The sequence below is a fragment of the Frigoribacterium sp. Leaf415 genome (genome assembly GCF_001424645.1).
GTDB lineage: Bacteria > Actinomycetota > Actinomycetes > Actinomycetales > Microbacteriaceae > Frigoribacterium.
This window is the reverse complement of the sequence record NZ_LMQR01000001.1, coordinates 1,262,793-1,278,952: the sequence shown is the minus strand read 5'-3', so window position 1 is coordinate 1,278,952 and position 16,160 is coordinate 1,262,793. Positions and strand designations below refer to the sequence as shown.

At 69.1% G+C, this 16,160-nt stretch carries 16 protein-coding genes; 14 read left to right on the top strand and 2 right to left on the bottom strand.

The window, feature by feature from the left end; genetic code table 11:
- The first annotated feature begins 24 nt into the window (after window positions 1–24).
- From ftsZ to dnaE, 8 genes are all read left to right on the top strand, one after another.
- Window positions 25–1,185, top strand: a complete 1,161-nt coding sequence (ftsZ, locus tag ASG28_RS05880) for a cell division protein FtsZ (RefSeq protein WP_043594926.1) — start codon at window positions 25–27, stop codon at window positions 1,183–1,185.
- Window positions 1,186–1,203: 18 nt separating this feature from the next.
- On the top strand, window positions 1,204–1,890 hold the full coding sequence (locus tag ASG28_RS05875) for a YggS family pyridoxal phosphate-dependent enzyme (protein ID WP_055977017.1): 687 nt from the start codon (window positions 1,204–1,206) through the stop codon (window positions 1,888–1,890).
- A gap of 37 nt (window positions 1,891–1,927) precedes the next feature.
- Window positions 1,928–2,455 (top strand): cell division protein SepF, encoded by a 528-nt coding sequence (locus ASG28_RS05870; RefSeq protein ID WP_055973006.1) that lies wholly within the window; start codon window positions 1,928–1,930, stop codon window positions 2,453–2,455.
- A 93-nt stretch (window positions 2,456–2,548) separates the two neighbouring features.
- A complete protein-coding gene (locus tag ASG28_RS05865) occupies window positions 2,549–2,851 on the top strand; it encodes a YggT family protein (protein ID WP_055973004.1) in 303 nt (100 codons plus the stop codon).
- A 145-nt stretch (window positions 2,852–2,996) separates the two neighbouring features.
- The gene (locus ASG28_RS05860) at window positions 2,997–3,740 is read left to right on the top strand and encodes a DivIVA domain-containing protein (protein ID WP_055977014.1); all 744 of its coding nucleotides are present in this window, start codon (window positions 2,997–2,999) and stop codon (window positions 3,738–3,740) included.
- 4 nt (window positions 3,741–3,744) lie between these two features.
- Window positions 3,745–4,416 (top strand): signal peptidase II, encoded by a 672-nt coding sequence (gene lspA, locus ASG28_RS05855; protein WP_082454415.1) that lies wholly within the window; start codon window positions 3,745–3,747, stop codon window positions 4,414–4,416.
- On the top strand, window positions 4,413–5,336 hold the full coding sequence (locus ASG28_RS05850; protein WP_055973000.1) for an RluA family pseudouridine synthase: 924 nt from the start codon (window positions 4,413–4,415) through the stop codon (window positions 5,334–5,336). The genes lspA and ASG28_RS05850 overlap by 4 nt, the downstream gene beginning before the upstream one ends.
- Window positions 5,337–5,434: 98 nt before the next feature.
- On the top strand, window positions 5,435–8,899 hold the full coding sequence (gene dnaE, locus ASG28_RS05845; protein WP_055977012.1) for a DNA polymerase III subunit alpha: 3,465 nt from the start codon (window positions 5,435–5,437) through the stop codon (window positions 8,897–8,899).
- A 55-nt stretch (window positions 8,900–8,954) separates the two neighbouring features.
- Here dnaE and ASG28_RS05840 read toward each other — a convergent pair whose 3' ends face one another.
- A complete protein-coding gene (locus ASG28_RS05840; RefSeq protein ID WP_055972997.1) occupies window positions 8,955–9,473 on the bottom strand; it encodes a flavin reductase family protein in 519 nt (172 codons plus the stop codon).
- Between the two features lie 33 nt (window positions 9,474–9,506).
- Here ASG28_RS05840 and hisD point away from each other — a divergent pair, with 33 nt between their 5' ends.
- The 3 genes from hisD to ASG28_RS05825 all read left to right on the top strand — a co-directional run bounded on the left by hisD (window position 9,507) and on the right by ASG28_RS05825 (window position 12,432).
- Window positions 9,507–10,817, top strand: a complete 1,311-nt coding sequence (hisD, locus tag ASG28_RS05835) for a histidinol dehydrogenase (protein ID WP_055972995.1) — start codon at window positions 9,507–9,509, stop codon at window positions 10,815–10,817.
- Window positions 10,818–10,900: 83 nt separating this feature from the next.
- The gene (gene nrdR / locus ASG28_RS05830) at window positions 10,901–11,383 is read left to right on the top strand and encodes a transcriptional regulator NrdR (protein ID WP_054146163.1); all 483 of its coding nucleotides are present in this window, start codon (window positions 10,901–10,903) and stop codon (window positions 11,381–11,383) included.
- The gene (locus ASG28_RS05825; RefSeq protein ID WP_255351261.1) at window positions 11,380–12,432 is read left to right on the top strand and encodes a quinone-dependent dihydroorotate dehydrogenase; all 1,053 of its coding nucleotides are present in this window, start codon (window positions 11,380–11,382) and stop codon (window positions 12,430–12,432) included. The genes nrdR and ASG28_RS05825 overlap by 4 nt, the downstream gene beginning before the upstream one ends.
- Before the next feature lie 87 nt (window positions 12,433–12,519).
- On the opposite strand, the gene ASG28_RS05820 is transcribed toward ASG28_RS05825, so the two are convergent.
- Window positions 12,520–13,098 carry a DUF3043 domain-containing protein gene (locus ASG28_RS05820; RefSeq protein WP_054146162.1) on the bottom strand — a complete coding sequence of 193 codons (579 nt, stop codon included), beginning with the start codon at window positions 13,096–13,098 and terminating at the stop codon, window positions 12,520–12,522.
- 41 nt (window positions 13,099–13,139) lie between these two features.
- Here ASG28_RS05820 and ASG28_RS05815 point away from each other — a divergent pair, with 41 nt between their 5' ends.
- The 3 genes from ASG28_RS05815 (at window position 13,140) to ctaC (ending at window position 16,155) form a co-directional block, all read left to right on the top strand.
- Window positions 13,140–14,555 (top strand): dipeptidase, encoded by a 1,416-nt coding sequence (locus ASG28_RS05815; protein ID WP_055972992.1) that lies wholly within the window; start codon window positions 13,140–13,142, stop codon window positions 14,553–14,555.
- Between the two features lie 132 nt (window positions 14,556–14,687).
- Window positions 14,688–15,050, top strand: a complete 363-nt coding sequence (gene erpA / locus ASG28_RS05810; protein WP_043594936.1) for an iron-sulfur cluster insertion protein ErpA — start codon at window positions 14,688–14,690, stop codon at window positions 15,048–15,050.
- A gap of 208 nt (window positions 15,051–15,258) precedes the next feature.
- Window positions 15,259–16,155 (top strand): aa3-type cytochrome oxidase subunit II, encoded by an 897-nt coding sequence (ctaC, locus tag ASG28_RS05805; RefSeq protein WP_043594937.1) that lies wholly within the window; start codon window positions 15,259–15,261, stop codon window positions 16,153–16,155.
- Window positions 16,156–16,160 lie beyond the last annotated feature (5 nt).

Sequence of the window (16,160 nt, the reverse complement as noted above, 5' to 3'; positions counted from 1 at the left end):
TAAGGTTCAAGCGGAGGCCCGGACGTGACAACGAACCATAACTACCTAGCCGTGATCAAGGTCGTCGGTGTCGGCGGCGGTGGCGTCAACGCCGTCAACCGCATGATCGAACTCGGGCTCCGCGGGGTGGAGTTCATCGCCATCAACACCGACGCCCAGGCGCTGCTGTTGAGCGATGCCGACGTCAAGCTCGACGTCGGTCGCGAGCTCACCCGGGGCCTCGGCGCCGGTGCCGACCCCGAAGTCGGCCGCCGTGCGGCCGAGGACCACGCCGAAGAGATCGAAGAGGCCCTCGCGGGGGCCGACATGGTCTTCGTCACGGCCGGCGAAGGCGGTGGCACCGGTACGGGCGGCGCCCCGGTCGTCGCCCGCATCGCCAAGTCGATCGGCGCCTTGACCATCGGTGTCGTCACGAAGCCCTTCGGCTTCGAGGGCAAACGCCGCCAGGCCCAGGCCGAGGCCGGGGTCGCCGCCCTGAAGGACGAGGTCGACACCCTCATCGTCGTCCCCAACGACCGTCTGCTCGAGATCAGCGAACGCGGCATCAGCATGGTCGAGGCCTTCGGCACGGCCGACCAGGTGCTCCTCGCCGGTGTCCAGGGCATCACCGACCTGATCACCACGCCCGGTCTGATCAACCTCGACTTCGCCGACGTCAAGTCGGTCATGCAGGGCGCGGGTTCGGCCCTCATGGGCATCGGTTCGTCGCGGGGTGCCGACCGCGCCATCAAGGCGGCAGAGCTGGCCGTGGCGTCCCCGCTGCTCGAGGCGAGCATCGACGGTGCGCACGGCGTGCTGCTGTCCATCCAGGGCGGTTCGAACCTGGGCATCTTCGAGATCAACGACGCAGCCCGTCTGGTCCAAGAGGCCGTCCACGCCGAGGCCAACATCATCTTCGGTGCCGTGATCGACGACACCCTCGGCGACGAGGTGCGCGTGACGGTCATCGCGGCCGGCTTCGACGGTGGCGAGCCCTCGACCAAGGTCAAGGACCGCCGCTCGAGCTTCGTCGACTCCGACGGCCCCACGGCGACGTCGGTCGCCGGTGTCTCGGCCATCGCCGACAGCGGTGCCACGCACGAGCCCGCCGCCTGGAAGCGGCCCGAAGAGCCTGCGACCCAGGCCGTCGACCCGGCCTTCGACGACGGTGACGACGACCTCGACGTCCCGGACTTCCTCAAGTAACGACGAGTGACCGACACGATGAGTGTCGACGGCGACCTGGGCGAGCGTCTCGCCCGGGTCGTCGCGGCCGTCGACGGTGCCTGCGCCGCCGTGGGGCGGTCCCCGGACGAGCTCACGACGATCGTCGTCACGAAGTTCCACCCACCCGGCCTGATCCGGGCGTTGTACGCCCTGGGGGTCCGCGACGTCGGCGAGAACCGTCATCAAGAGGCCCAGGCCAAGGCCGCCGAGCTGAGCGACCTCGAGGGGCTCCGATGGCACTTCGTCGGTCAGTTGCAGTCGAAGAAGGCGCGGCAGGCCCGGCGCTACGCACACGCCGTGCACTCGCTCGACCGTGACTCCGTGGTCGACGCCCTGTCCGACGACTCCGGTTCCGTCGTCGACGGATTCGTCCAGGTCAACCTGACCGACGACCCCGGCCGCGGGGGAGTGGCCGAGCGCGACGTCGAGCGGCTGGCCGAGAGAGTCCTCTCGACCCCGGGGTTGCGACTGCGGGGCGTCATGGCCGTCGCCCCCTTGGACGAGGAGGCGCGACCCGCCTTCGCGCGCCTCCGGGCGGTCTCCGAGCGGGTGCGGTCCCTCGAGGCCACGGCCGACGCGATCTCGGCCGGCATGTCGCCCGACTTCGCCGAGGCCGTCGCCGAGGGCGCGACACACCTACGGATCGGCACGGCAATCACGGGTTCTCGCCCCGATGCTCGTTAATGTCGGACCTGACGATCCACTGACTCGGAGGAACACCATGGCCAACCCGCTGCGCAAGACGATGGTCTACCTGGGCCTCGCCGACGAAGAGCTCGAGTACGACGAGCAGCCCCACGAGCGAGCGCAGCCCCAGCAGTCGTCGCGACCGCAGGCGGCCTCTCAGGCTCCGGCTCCCGTCGCCCCGGTCCATTCGGCTCCCACTGCCGCCCCCGCGCCCACCCGCGCCCCCGTGACGCCCCTGCGTCGCTCCTCGCCCCCGAAGAACACGGTGCCCCACGACATGAACGAGATCCTGACGGTCCACCCCCGCGAGTACAAGGACGCCCAGGCGATCGCCGAGAGCTTCCGTGACGGCATCCCGGTGATCATCAACCTGTCGCAGATGACCGAGGCGGACGCCCGTCGTCTGGTCGACTTCGCCAGCGGACTCTCGCAGGGGCTGTACGGCAAGATCGAGCGCGTGACCAACAAGGTCTTCCTGTTGTCACCGGCGCACATCGCGGTGAGCGGCGAGCAGGCTGAGGTAGAATCCGACATCGAAGCGTCGTTCTTCGCCCAGTCCTGACGAGTCCGTCGTCGCGGCTCCTCCGCGTCGACGTGCCGACCTGCCCGCCCGCGAGTCCCCTCGCGCCGACTCGTGTGAGCTGATGACCCCCCGATGATCACTTACCTGATCGCCACGATCGCGTACTACGCACTGCTGATCTTCTTCTTGCTCATGTGGGCGCGGTTCGTGCTCGACCTGGCGCAGTCGTTCAGTCGCGGCTGGCGACCCAAGGGGCCCGTCCTCGTGCTGGCCGAGGTGGCCTACACCGTGACCGACCCGCCCATCCGTCGTGTGCGCAAGATCCTGCCGCCCGTGCGGCTCGGTTCGGTCGCACTCGACTTCGGCTGGAGCATCATCATGCTGGCCGTGATCATCCTGATGAGCGTCGCCTCCGGGCTCCGCACCTTCGGCTGACCACGTCGTCGGCGAGTGACAGGGTAGGCTCACTGCAGCGCCCGAACGGCACGACCCCGGCCCGACCGGGTCCCGTTCCTCTACGGTGTAGAAGAACGACACAGACCACGATCACACGATCCAACAGATGCACGAGGTGACGGCAATGGCTTTGACGCCGGAAGACGTAGTCAACAAGCGGTTCCAGCCGACGAAGTTCCGCGAGGGATACGACCAGGACGAGGTCGACGACTTCCTCGACGAGGTCGTCGCCGAGCTGCGACGTCTCAACCAGGAGAACGACGAGCTGCGCCAGCGACTCTCGTCGGGTGAGTCCGCTCCCGCGACGCAGGCCGCCCCCGTGTCGGCCCCCGTGGCCAGTGCGCCGGCTCCTGCGTCGGCACCCGCTCCCGCCTCGGCTCCCGAGGCCGTCGAGCCCGAGCCGGTCGTCGAGCCCGAGCCCGTCGTGGCGGCCCCCGCCGCCGTCGCGTCCGCTCCCGCCTACTCCGCCCCGGCCGTGTCCGAGGCCGACGAGACCAGCAGCACCAACAGCCTGCTGCAGCTCGCCCGCCGTCTGCACGAAGAGCACGTCCGCGAGGGTGTCGAGAAGCGTGACGCTCTCATCGCCGAAGGCCACGCCACCGCCGCACGTCTCGTGTCCGAGGCCGAGACGAAGTCGCGTGACATCGTCGGTGCCGCCGAGACCCAGCAGCGCGAGATCCTCGAGCGCCTCAACACCGAGCGCTCGAGTGTCGAACGTCGCATCGACGACCTGCGGTCGTTCGAGCGTGACTACCGCTCCAAGCTCAAGAGCTACATCGAAGGTCAGCTCCACGAGCTCGACGGCGACGGCACGGGTGAGGCCGCCCGGTCGACACCGGCCAGCGCCCAGGGCTTCGGCTCGAACTAAGGTCTTGTCGAGCGACAAGCCCACCACGAAGGCCAGCGTCCGCGTTCTCGCGACGCTGGCCTTCGTCGCGGTCGTGGCCTACGGCCTCGACCAGGGCACCAAACTGCTGGTCACCCGCACCCTCGTCGAAGGCGCTTCCGTCGACGTCGTCGGCGACTTCTTCCAACTGCACTTCGTCAAGAACCCCGGCGCCGCCTTCTCGTTCGCGAGCGGTTCGACGTGGATCTTCTCGATCGCCGCCGCCGGTGTCGCCGTCGCGATCCTGATCGTGGCCCGGCGCATCCGATCGCTGGCCTGGTCGATCATGCTGGGCATGCTGCTCGGTGGCACCCTCGGCAACCTCACCGACCGCCTGCTCCGAGAGCCCTCCTTCGGGCAGGGACACGTCATCGACTTCATCTACTTCCCGTCCCTCCTGCCGGCCATCTTCAACGTGGCGGACGTCTTCATCGTCTCGAGCATGGGGTTGCTCCTCCTGCTCACGTTGCTGGGCATCGGGCTCGACGGCACGCGCACGCCGAGCACGAAGAAGGCTCGGCGTTCGGCGGAGGACGGGCAGGACGGCGGTTCGCCGGTCGTCGACCCGGCGCCGGACGGCCAGCCGACGACTCCTGACGGTGAGCCGAGTGCTTCTGCCGACACCGCGCCTCCTGCCGACCGCCGGAGAGATTCGTGAGCGAGACGCGCGCCCTCCCGGTGCCCGACGGGCTCGCCGGCGAGCGTGTCGACGCCGCCCTGGCGAAGTTGCTCGGCTTCAGCCGCACGTTCGCGGCCGAGGTCGCTGCCTCGGGTGGGGTGACGGTCGACGGTCGCACCGCCGGCAAGTCGGACCGGCTCGAGGCCGGTGCGTGGCTCGACGTCACCTGGTCACCGCGCGAGGCCCCCGCCGTGGTAGCCGTCGACGTACCGGGCATGGCAGTCGTGCACGACGACGACGAGATCGTGGTCGTCGACAAGCCCGTCGGCGTCGCTGCTCACCCGTCGGTGGGATGGACCGGTCCGACCGTGCTCGGCGGGCTCGCCGCCGCGGGCTTCACCGTGTCGACGTCGGGTGCGTCCGAACGGGCCGGCATCGTCCACCGCCTCGACGTCGGCACCAGCGGACTCATGGTCGTGGCCAAGACCGAGCGTGCCTACACGCTGCTCAAGCAGGCGTTCCGTGAGCGAACCGTCGAAAAGATCTACAACGCGGTCGTCCAGGGCCACCCCGACCCGCTGACCGGGACGATCGACGCGCCCATCGGGCGCCACCCGTCGTCCGACTGGAAGTTCGCGGTGGTCGTCGACGGCAAGCCGTCGGTCACCCACTACGAGACGGTCGAGGCGTTCCCGTCCGCCTCGTTGCTCGAGATCCACCTCGAGACGGGTCGGACCCACCAGATCCGCGTCCACATGGCGGCCCAGCGACACCCCTGCGTCGGTGACGCGACCTACGGCGCCGACCCGACGCTCTCGGCGACGCTCGGTCTCACGCGGCAGTGGCTGCACGCCGTGCAGCTCGGTTTCCGTCACCCCGGGACGGGTGAGCCGGTGGTGTACCGGTCGACCTACCCCACCGACCTGCAGCACGCTCTCGATGTCCTCCGTCGGAGTTAGGCTGTTCCCCTAGTCGCCAGATCCACCACCAGACGAGGAGCCCCGTGGCCTCGAGCAAAGACTCATTCGTCCATCTGCACGTGCACAGCGAGTACTCGATGCTCGACGGTGCGGCCCGGGTCAAGCCGCTGGTCACCGAGGCCGCGGCGCAGGGGATGCCCGCGGTGGCGGTCACCGACCACGGCAACGTGTTCGGCGCCTACGACTTCTGGAAGACCGCGACCGAGGCGGGCGTCAAGCCCATCATCGGCACCGAGGCCTACATCACGCCGGGCACGCACCGGGGCGACAAGACGCGCGTCCGGTGGGGCGACGGCGGACGCGACGACGTGTCGGGCTCCGGTGCGTACACGCACATGACCCTGCTGTCCGAGAACACCACGGGCATGCACAACCTGTTCCGCCTCTCGTCCCGGGCCTCGCTCGAGGGGTACTACTTCAAGCCCCGCATGGACCGCGAACTGCTGTCGCAGTACTCCGAGGGCCTGATCGCCACGACCGGGTGCCCGAGTGGCGAGGTGCAGACCCGCCTGCGGCTCGGCCAGTACGACGAGGCGCTGAAGGCGGCCTCCGACTTCCGCGACATCTTCGGCCGAGAGAACTACTTCGCCGAGATCATGGACCACGGTCTCGGCATCGAGCGCCAGATCATGGGCGACCTGCTGCGCCTGGCGAAAGACCTCGACCTGCCGCTCGTCGCGACGAACGACCTCCATTACACGCACGAGCACGATGCCACCAGCCACGCGGCGCTCCTCTGCGTCCAGTCCGGCTCGACGCTGAACGACCCGAACCGCTTCAAGTTCGACGCCGACGAGTTCTACCTCAAGTCCGCCCAGCAGATGCGACACCTCTTCCGCGACCACCCCGAGGCGTGTGACAACACGCTGCTCATCGCCGAGCGGTGCGACGTGCAGTTCAACACCTCGGCCAACTACATGCCGCGCTACCCGGTGCCCGAGGGCGAGACCGAAGAGACCTGGTTCATCAAAGAGGTCGAGAAGGGACTCGTCTACCGCTACCCGGCGGGCATCCCCGACGACGTGCGCAAGCAGGCCGAGTACGAGATCGGCGTCATCACCGGCATGGGATTCCCCGGGTACTTCCTCGTGGTCGCCGACTTCATCAACTGGTCGAAGGAGAACGGCATCCGGGTCGGGCCGGGCCGTGGCTCGGGGGCCGGCTCGATGGCCGCCTACGCCATGCGCATCACCGACCTCGATCCGCTGCGCCACGGTCTGATCTTCGAGCGGTTCCTCAACCCCGATCGCGTCTCCATGCCCGACTTCGACGTCGACTTCGACGACCGTCGTCGCGGCGAGGTGATCCAGTACGTCACCGAGAAGTACGGCGACGAACGCGTCGCTCAGATCGTCACGTACGGCACCATCAAGGCGAAGCAGGCCCTGAAGGACAGCTCTCGAGTGCTCGGGTTCCCCTTCGGCATGGGTGAGAAGCTCACCAAGGCCATGCCCCCCGCCGTGATGGGCAAGGACATCCCCCTCACCGGCATCTTCGACAAGCAGCACGAGCGCTACAAAGAGGCCGGCGACATCCGCACCGTGGTCGAGTCCGACCCCGAGGCCAAGACCGTCTTCGACACGGCGCTCGGCCTCGAGGGGCTGAAGCGCCAATGGGGTGTGCACGCCGCCGGCGTCATCATGTCGAGCGATCCGCTCATCGACATCATCCCGATCATGAAGCGCGAGCAGGACGGTCAGATCGTCACGCAGTTCGACTACCCGGCCTGCGAGTCCCTCGGGCTGATCAAGATGGACTTCCTGGGGTTGCGCAACCTCACGATCATCAACGACGCCCTCGACAACATCAAGACGAACCGTGGCTTCGACCTCGTGCTCGAAGACCTCGAGCTCGACGACCGGGGTGCCTACGAACTGCTGGGGCGCGGTGACACCCTCGGGGTGTTCCAACTCGACGGCGGGCCCATGCGCGGGCTCCTCCGCCTGATGAAGCCCGACAACTTCGAAGACATCTCGGCCGTCATCGCGCTCTACCGACCGGGCCCCATGGGCGCCAACTCGCACACGAACTACGCCTTGCGCAAGAACGGCGCGCAAGACATCACCCCGATCCACCCCGAGCTCGAAGAGCCGCTGCAAGAGATCCTCTCGACCAGCTACGGCCTGATCATCTACCAAGAGCAGGTCATGGCCATTGCGCAGAAGGTCGCCGGCTTCTCGCTGGGTCAGGCCGACATCCTCCGACGCGCCATGGGCAAGAAGAAGAAGTCCGAGCTCGACAAGCAGTACGCCGGGTTCGAGAAGGGCATGTTCGACAACGGGTTCTCGCCCGATGCCGTCAAGATGCTCTGGGACATCCTGCTGCCCTTCTCCGACTACGCCTTCAACAAGGCGCACTCGGCTGCGTACGGTGTGGTCTCGTACTGGACGGCCTACCTCAAGGCCCACTACCCGGCCGAGTACATGGCCGCCCTGCTCACGAGCACGGGGGACTCCCGAGACAAGCTGGGCCTCTACCTCAACGAGTGCCGGCGGATGGGCATCAAGGTGCTGCCGCCCGACGTCAACGAATCCATCGGGTTCTTCGCGGCCGTCGGCGACGACATCCGCTTCGGCATGGGGGCCGTGCGCAACGTCGGCTTCAACGTGGTCGACCACGTCATCGCCGCACGCAAGAAAGAGGGTGCGTTCACCTCGTTCCACGACTTCCTGCGCAAGGTGCCGCTGCCCGTGGCGAACAAGCGCACCGTCGAGTCTCTCGTCAAGGCAGGGGCGTTCGACTCGCTGGGATCGACGCGGCGTGCCCTCGTCGAGATCCACGAGTCCGCCGTCGAGGCCGCGGTCAGCGAGAAGCGGGCCGAGGCGAACGGTCAGGTCGGCTTCGACTTCGACTCCCTGTGGGACGAGCCGCAGGACGTCCAGCACGTGCCCGAACGTCCCGAGTGGTCCAAACGCGACAAGCTGGCGTTCGAGCGAGACATGCTGGGCCTGTACGTCTCCGACCACCCGCTCGCCGGTCTCGAGCTGCCCCTGGCGAAGCACGCCCAGACGACGGTCACCGACATCCTGGCGAGCGACCCCGCGACGATCGACGGCGAGACGGTCACGATCGCCGGGCTCATCACCAGCGTGCAGCACCGCGTCGCGCGCAACTCGGGCAACCCTTACGGCATCATCACCGTCGAGGACTTCGGGGGCGAGATCTCGGCCATGTTCCTCGGCAAGACCTACCAAGAGTTCGGGCCGTCGCTCGTCGGTGACTCCATCATCGTGCTCAAGGGCCGGGTCAGCGTCCGCGACGACGGCATGAACATGCACGCCGCGAGCATGTTCATGCCCGACCTGGGCGTCGGCGTCAACCACGGGCCGTTGCTCCTGCAGATGCCCGAATACCGGGCCACGCACGACACGGTCACCGAGCTGGCGGCGGTGCTCGGCCGTCACGCCGGGGGCACCGAGGTCCGCCTCCGACTCGTCAAGGGCGAGGCCGCCCGCGTGTTCGAGATCCCCATGCCGGTCGACGTCACGGCCGACCTGTTCGGCGAACTCAAGAGCCTGTTGGGTCCCGGCTGCCTCGTCTGAGGTGGTCGGCGCCCGGCTGCCGGCGCGAGGCTGCCGGCGCGAGGCGCGCCCGGTGTCAGTCCTCGAGGTGCACAGGCCTCAGGTACCGCCGGTCGTGGTACAGCAGGGCGTCGTCGTCCTCGCCGACGCCGCCCGTCCCGACGCGCACGACCACGACGGCGTTGCCGTGGACAGGCAACCGCTCGACGACGGTCCCGGTCATCCAGGCGGTCACGCCCGTCAGCAGCGGCACTCCGTTCGGCCCGTCGGTCCAGTGGTCCCCGGCGAAGCGCTCGGCGGCGGGACCCGCCATGCGTCGCGCGAGGTCCCGATTGCGCAGGCCGAGCAGGTGCACGATGACCTGGTCCGTCTCCGAGAGGGCGGGCCATGAACTCGCCGTCCTGGCCATGTTGAAGGTCGCGAGCGGCGGCACCGCGGCCAGTGACGCCAGTGACGTGGCCGTGAACCCGACCGGGGCGCCGTCGCCGTCACGCGCCGTCACGATCGCGACGCCGGCGGCGTGGCGTCGGAAGGCATCCTTGAACACCTCGAGAGAGTCGTCGGGCCGCGAGGTCGTGGCGTTGTCGTCCGTCATGCTCCCGACCCTACTGACTAGGCTGGACAGGCCATGATCCAGACCACAGATCTGCGCGGTCTCGCGCCGACCCACGCCCAGCTGCTCGACCTCGTCCCGCGGTCCCACGCCGACGTCGGCGCCGCGACGGACGCCGCCCGGCGTCTCGTCGACGACGTCCGCGAGCGGGGTGCCGCAGCCCTGCGCGACCAGGCGGCACGCTTCGACGGCGTCCGGCCCGACACGCTGCGCGTCGCGACGCAGACCATCGACGACGCCGTCGCGGCCCTCGACCCCCTGGTCAAGGAGGCGCTGGTCGAGTCGATCGCGCGAGTCACGCAGGCGAGCCGTGCGCAGATCCCCGCGCCGACCACGACCCGACCCGCCCCGGGCGCCGTCATCGAGCAGCGGTGGCAGCCCGTCACGCGAGCCGGGGTGTACGTCCCCGGCGGCAAGGCCGTGTATCCCTCCAGCGTGGTGATGAACGTCGTCCCCGCACAGGTGGCCGGGGTGTCGTCGATCGCCCTCGTGTCGCCCGCGCAGCGCGAACACGGCGGGGGAGTCCACCCCGTCATCCTGGGTGCCGCCGGCCTGCTGGGAATCGACGAGGTGTACGCCATCGGTGGTGCCGGGGCGATCGGTGCGCTCGCCTACGGCGTGCCCGAGCTCGAGCTCGAGCCGGTCCAGGTCATCACGGGTCCCGGCAACAACTTCGTCGCCGCTGCGAAGCAACTCGTGCGCGGTCGAGTCGGCATCGATTCGGTGGCCGGCGCGACCGAGATCCTCGTCATCGCCGACGACTCGGCGGACGCCACGTTGGTCGCCGTCGACCTCATCAGCCAGGCCGAGCACGACGAGGAGGCCTCGGCCGTCCTCGTGACGGACTCGGCCGCCTTCGGCGAGGCCGTCGTCGCCGAACTGACCCGGCTCGTGCCCCGCACCCTGAGCGCCGCCCGAGTCCGGACCGCCCTCTCCGGTCGCCAGTCGGCGGTGGTCCTGGTCGACGACCTCCGGCAGGCCGCCGCCTTCAGCAACGCCTACGGTCCCGAGCACCTCGAGGTCCAGACCCGCGACGACGACGCCGTCCTGGCCGACATAACCGACGCCGGGGCGATCTTCGTGGGGCCCGACACGCCCGTCAGCCTGGGCGACTACCTCGCCGGTTCGAACCACGTCCTGCCCACCAGCGGGCAGTCGCGCTTCTCGTCCGGGCTCGGCGCGTTCACGTTCCTCCGACCCCAGCAGATCGTCCGATACGACGCCGAGGCCCTCGGCGTCGTGGCCGAGCGGCTCGTGGCGCTGTCGAACGCCGAGCTGCTGCCCGCCCACGGCGAGGCCGTCGCGGCCCGGCTCTCCCGGCCCTGAGCCGGGTCCGGTCCCGGCGGGCCGGCACTCGGTCGACCCGGACGTCCGACGCCGCCCCCGGCGTCCGATAATCTGGCCGCACCATGTTCTGCCCCTTCTGCCGCCACCCCGACTCCCGAGTCGTCGACTCCCGCACCAGTGACGACGGCACGTCGATCCGTCGTCGCAGGCAGTGCCCGAACTGCGGTCGTCGGTTCAGCACGACCGAGACCGCGAGCCTGAACGTGGTGAAGCGCAACGGCGTCCTCGAACCGTTCAGCCGCGACAAGATCATCTCGGGCGTCCGCAAGGCCTGCCAGGGCCGTCCGGTGACCGACGGCGACCTCGCCGTCCTGGCGCAGAAGGTCGAGGAGGCCGTCCGGGCGAGCGGTGCGTCGCAGATCGAGGCGAACGACATCGGTCTGGCCATCCTGCCTCCGCTCCGCGACCTCGACGAGGTGGCGTACCTGCGTTTCGCGAGCGTCTACCAGGCCTTCGACTCGCTCGAGGACTTCGAGGCCTCGATCGGCCAGCTGCGCGAAGAGCACGCCTCCCGTCCGCTCTCCACCCGGTCGGTCGACGAGTGAGGACCCCGTACCGCGTCCTGTTCGACGTCGTCTTCGCCAAGATGGACCCCGAGGACGCCCACCATCTCGCCTTCCGAGTCATCAAGACGATCCCCAAGCTGGGCCTGGCCGGCGTCGTCGGACGCCTGACTGCCCCGGCGCCATCCCTCGCCGTCGAGGCGCTCGGACTCCATTTCGCCTCGCCCTTCGGCGTCGCAGCAGGCTTCGACAAGGACGCCAAGGGCATCGCCGGTCTCGGCGCGCTCGGGTTCGGGCACGTCGAGGTGGGCACCGTGACGGCTCGGCCGCAGCCCGGCAACGACCGTCCTCGTCTCTTCCGCCTCGTCCCCGACCTCGCCGTCGTGAACCGCATGGGGTTCAACAACTCCGGTGCCCACGCGGCGGCCCTCGAACTCAGCCGGGCACGGTCCGCTCCGTCGCGGCCCGTCATCGGCGTGAACATCGGCAAGAGTCGCGTCGTGGACGTCGACGACGCGATCGACGACTACCTCGCCAGCACGCGCCTCCTGGCTCCTCTGGCCGACTACCTCGCCGTGAACGTCAGTTCGCCCAACACGCCGGGACTCCGCGGGCTGCAAGAGCTCGACCGGCTCGCACCGCTCCTCGAGGCCGTCCGCGACGCCGCGGGGCACACCCCCGTGCTGGTCAAGATCGCACCCGACCTCGACGACGACGGGGTTCGCCGGATCGGTGCCCTCGTCACCGAGCTCGGCCTGGCGGGCGTGATCGCGACCAACACGACGGTGTCGAGAGAGGGCCTCGTCACCGAGGGGGCCGTCGTCGAGGCCGCGGGCGCCGGTGGTCTGTCGGGCGCACCGCTCGCCGCCCGGTCGCTCGAGGTCCTGGCGCTCGTCCGGGAGTCCGTCCCGAGCGAGACGTGCGTCATCTCGGTCGGAGGGGTGTCGAGCGCCGAGGACGTCGACGAACGACTGCGCGCCGGGGCCACGCTGGTGCAGGGCTACACGGCCTTCCTCTACCGGGGGCCGCTCTGGGCGCGCCAGGTCAACCGAGGGCTCGTCGCCATGCGCCGGCGACGGCCCATCGCCTGACGAGACCTCCGGTCCACGCAGCCGCCGACGCGAAACGGCGTCACCCGCGAGGGATGACGCCGTTCGTCGTCCGGGGCGACGTGCCGCCTAGGCGGTCGGGTACTCGCCGCGCTTGACCTGCGGCTTGGGCAGGCGCATGGGCTTGAGTTGCATCGCTCGCATGGCCGCGTACCAACGGTTGCCCTTGCGGACGTTCTCGGCACCGTACTTGGCCGCGAGCTTGCGGTTGACGCTGCGGCCGACGATCAGGCAGTCGACGACGGCGAGGGCGAAGAATCCCCAGAGCACGAGCAACGTAATCGACTGGATGGCCGCGGACTGCACGAGCGTCATGGCGATGACGACGACCATGATGGGGATCATGGCCTCGCCGACGCTGAAGCGGGCGTCGACGTGGTCGCGGATGAAGCGACGCTGCGGTCCCTTGTCGCGGTCGGGCAGGAATCGCTCCTCGCCGTTCGCGAGGCCGACACGGGCACGGTCACGCTGCTCCGCGAGACGGGCCCGCTGGGCCTTCTGGGCTTCTTTGCCCGAGGCGACGAGGGGCCTCTGGTTGGCGGCCTCGCGCTCACGTCGCGTGGGCGTCGGCCGACCCTTGCCGACCGCGGTCGACTCGGGCTCGGCGACGGTGGTCGTCTCGGTCGTCTTGCTGTCTGGCTTGGCCACGGGAGATCCTCAGGGTTGTCCGAGTTCCTAAGATTACCTGCATGAGCGACTCGCAGCATCCCGTCCGACCGACCGATCCCCGTACTGTCAGCGAACTCGCGGAGGCCGTGCACGCGGGTCTGCCCGCGACGATCAGTGACCTCGGCGCCCTCGTGCGCATCCCCTCCGTCTCGTGGGACGCCTTCGACCCCGAGCACGTGCGACGCAGCGCCGACGCGGTCGCCGCCCTCGTCGAGGGCACGGGCCTCTTCGACCAGGTGACCGTGAGCAGGGCCCCCGTCGGTGACAGCGGCACCCTCGGCCAGCCCGCCGTGCTCGCCCGACGTCCGGCCCGCGACGGCAAGCCGACCATCCTCCTGTACGCGCACCACGACGTGCAGCCCCAGGGCGACGACGCCGACTGGGACACCCCTCCGTTCGAGCCGACGGTCAAGGGCGACCGGCTGTACGGGCGCGGAGCCTCCGACGACAAGGCCGGCGTGATGACGCACGTGGCGGCCCTGCGCGCGGTGCACGAGGTGCTCGGAGACGACCTCGGCGTCGGCGTCTCGTTGTTCGTCGAGGGCGAGGAGGAGTTCGGCTCCCGCTCCTTCGCCGACTTCCTCGTGCAGCACGAGGACGAGTTGCGTGCCGACGTCATCGTCGTCGCCGACTCCGACAACTGGAGCACGACGGTCCCCGCGATCACCGTCGGTCTGCGCGGCAACGTGACCTTCCGCCTGACCGTCCGCACCCTGGCGCACGCGTCCCACTCCGGCATGCTCGGCGGGGCGGTGCCCGACGCCATGCTGGCCATGGTGAAGCTGCTCGCGACCCTGCACGACGACGACGGCAGCGTGGCCGTGGCCGGGTTGACGAGTCGCGAGGCCGAGCATCCGCAGCAGAGCGAGCAGCAGCTGCGGGACGAGAGCGGCCTGCTCGAGGGCGTGACTCCCATCGGACGCGGTCCCATCCTGAGCCGGGTGTGGTCACAGCCGTCGATCACCGTGACCGGCATCGACGCCCCGTCGGTCGCCAACGCGTCCAACACGCTGAGCCCCGAGGTGTCGGTCCGCATCAGCGCCCGCATCGCTCCCGGGCAGACCGCCGAGGACGCCTACGCCGCCCTGGAGGCGCACCTGCGTGAGCACGCACCGTTCGGCGCCCACGTGCAGATCGACGACGTCGACCGGGGCGATCCCTTCCTGGTGGACACGACCGGCACGGCCATCGCCGACGCCACCGTCGCGATGACCGAGGGCTGGGGCGAGGCGCCGGTCCAGACGGGCATCGGCGGGTCGATCCCGTTCATCGCCGACCTCGTCCGGACCTTCCCCGAGGCCCAGATCCTCGTGACGGGCGTCGAGGACCCCGACACGCGGGCGCACAGCCCGAACGAATCGCAGCACCTCGGCGTGCTGCACCGGGCGATCCTCAGCGAGGCGATCCTGTTGGCGCGCCTCGACGCGAGGGGCTGAACGGCGCGACCCGCGCCTCCTCGGCGCCGGCGACGACCGGGGAGGCGCGGGTCCGGAACAAAACCGGCCCCCGGCTGCTTACACTGGTCGACGACGAGTGCCCCGCACTCGACCCGGCCCGAAGGAGGCACCATGACCGACATCGCAACCGCTCCCGTCGACGCGAAGGCGCACGGCGTGACGATCACGTCCACCGCCGCGGACAAGGTGAAGAGCCTGCTCACGCAAGAGGGTCGGGACGACCTCCGCCTCCGTGTGGCCGTCCAGCCCGGTGGCTGCTCGGGGCTCATCTACCAGCTGTACTTCGACGAGCGCATGCTCGACGGCGACGCGACGGTCGACTTCGACGGCGTCGAGGTCATCGTCGACAAGATGAGCGTCCCCTACCTCGACGGCGCAGCCATCGACTTCGAGGACACCATCCAGAAGCAGGGGTTCACCATCGACAACCCCAACGCGCAGGGCAGCTGCGCCTGCGGCGACAGCTTCCACTGATCGTCGACGGGCGGCTCCGAGCCGCGCGTCGAGAGGGGATCATCCGCGAGGGTGATCCCCTCTCGCGTGTCCTGGGGACGTTCTCGCTCGACGTCGAGAGGCTTCCGGCGCGTGCCGTGCGCTGGGGGGTCGAACCTGCGAGTAAGCTAGGCAGGTCCCCGTCAACACTGGGAACACCCCCCACTGTCGTGTCATCCGAGAGGTAACAGTGCGTTCTAACCGCCGTCTTCGTTGGGCTGCCGCCCCCATGGCAGTCGTCCTGGCTCTCGTGCTAGCGGGGTGCACCACCGATCAGCTGCAGGGGTGGCTGCCCACCACCGCGGGCACGACCAACCACGTGGACCGCGTCATCGGCCTCTGGGTCACCTCGTGGATCGTGTTGCTGATCGTCGGCGTCATCGTGTGGGGCCTGATCATCTGGGTGTGCGTGGCCTACCGCCGGCGCAAGGGCCAGACGGGTCTGCCCGTCCAGCTGCGCTACAACATGCCGATCGAGATCTTCTACACGGTCGTGCCGCTGATCCTCGTTCTGGGCTTCTTCGCCTTCACCGCCCGCGACCAGGCCGCCATCGAGGCGCCCACCGCGAGCCCCGACGTGAAGATCGACGTCTACGCCAAGCGCTGGGCCTGGGACTTCAACTACATCGACCAGCAGAACGAAGACGAGAGCGTCTACTACCAGGGCATCCAGGCACAAGAGCTGGGTGACGGCACGATCGACGAGAGTCAGCTCCCCGAGCTCTACCTCCCCGTCGGCAAGACCGTGCAGATCGACCTCAAGTCGCGCGACGTGGCCCACTCCTTCTGGATAATCGACTTCCTCTACAAGAAGGACACGATCCCCGGCAAGACCAACTCGATGTACTTCACGCCCGAGAAAGAAGGCACGTTCAGCGGAAAGTGCGCTGAGCTGTGTGGCGAGTACCACTCGCTGATGCTCTTCAACGTCAAGGTCGTGTCGCAGTCCGAGTACGACCAGTACCTGCAGACGCTTGATGCCGAGGGCAACACCGGCCTCCTGGGCGATCAGTACAACACCAACACCAACCAGCCCGGCACCGAGGCACCTGCCAACGCCGCCGGCACCGAAGACTCCGAGAAGTAAGGCAC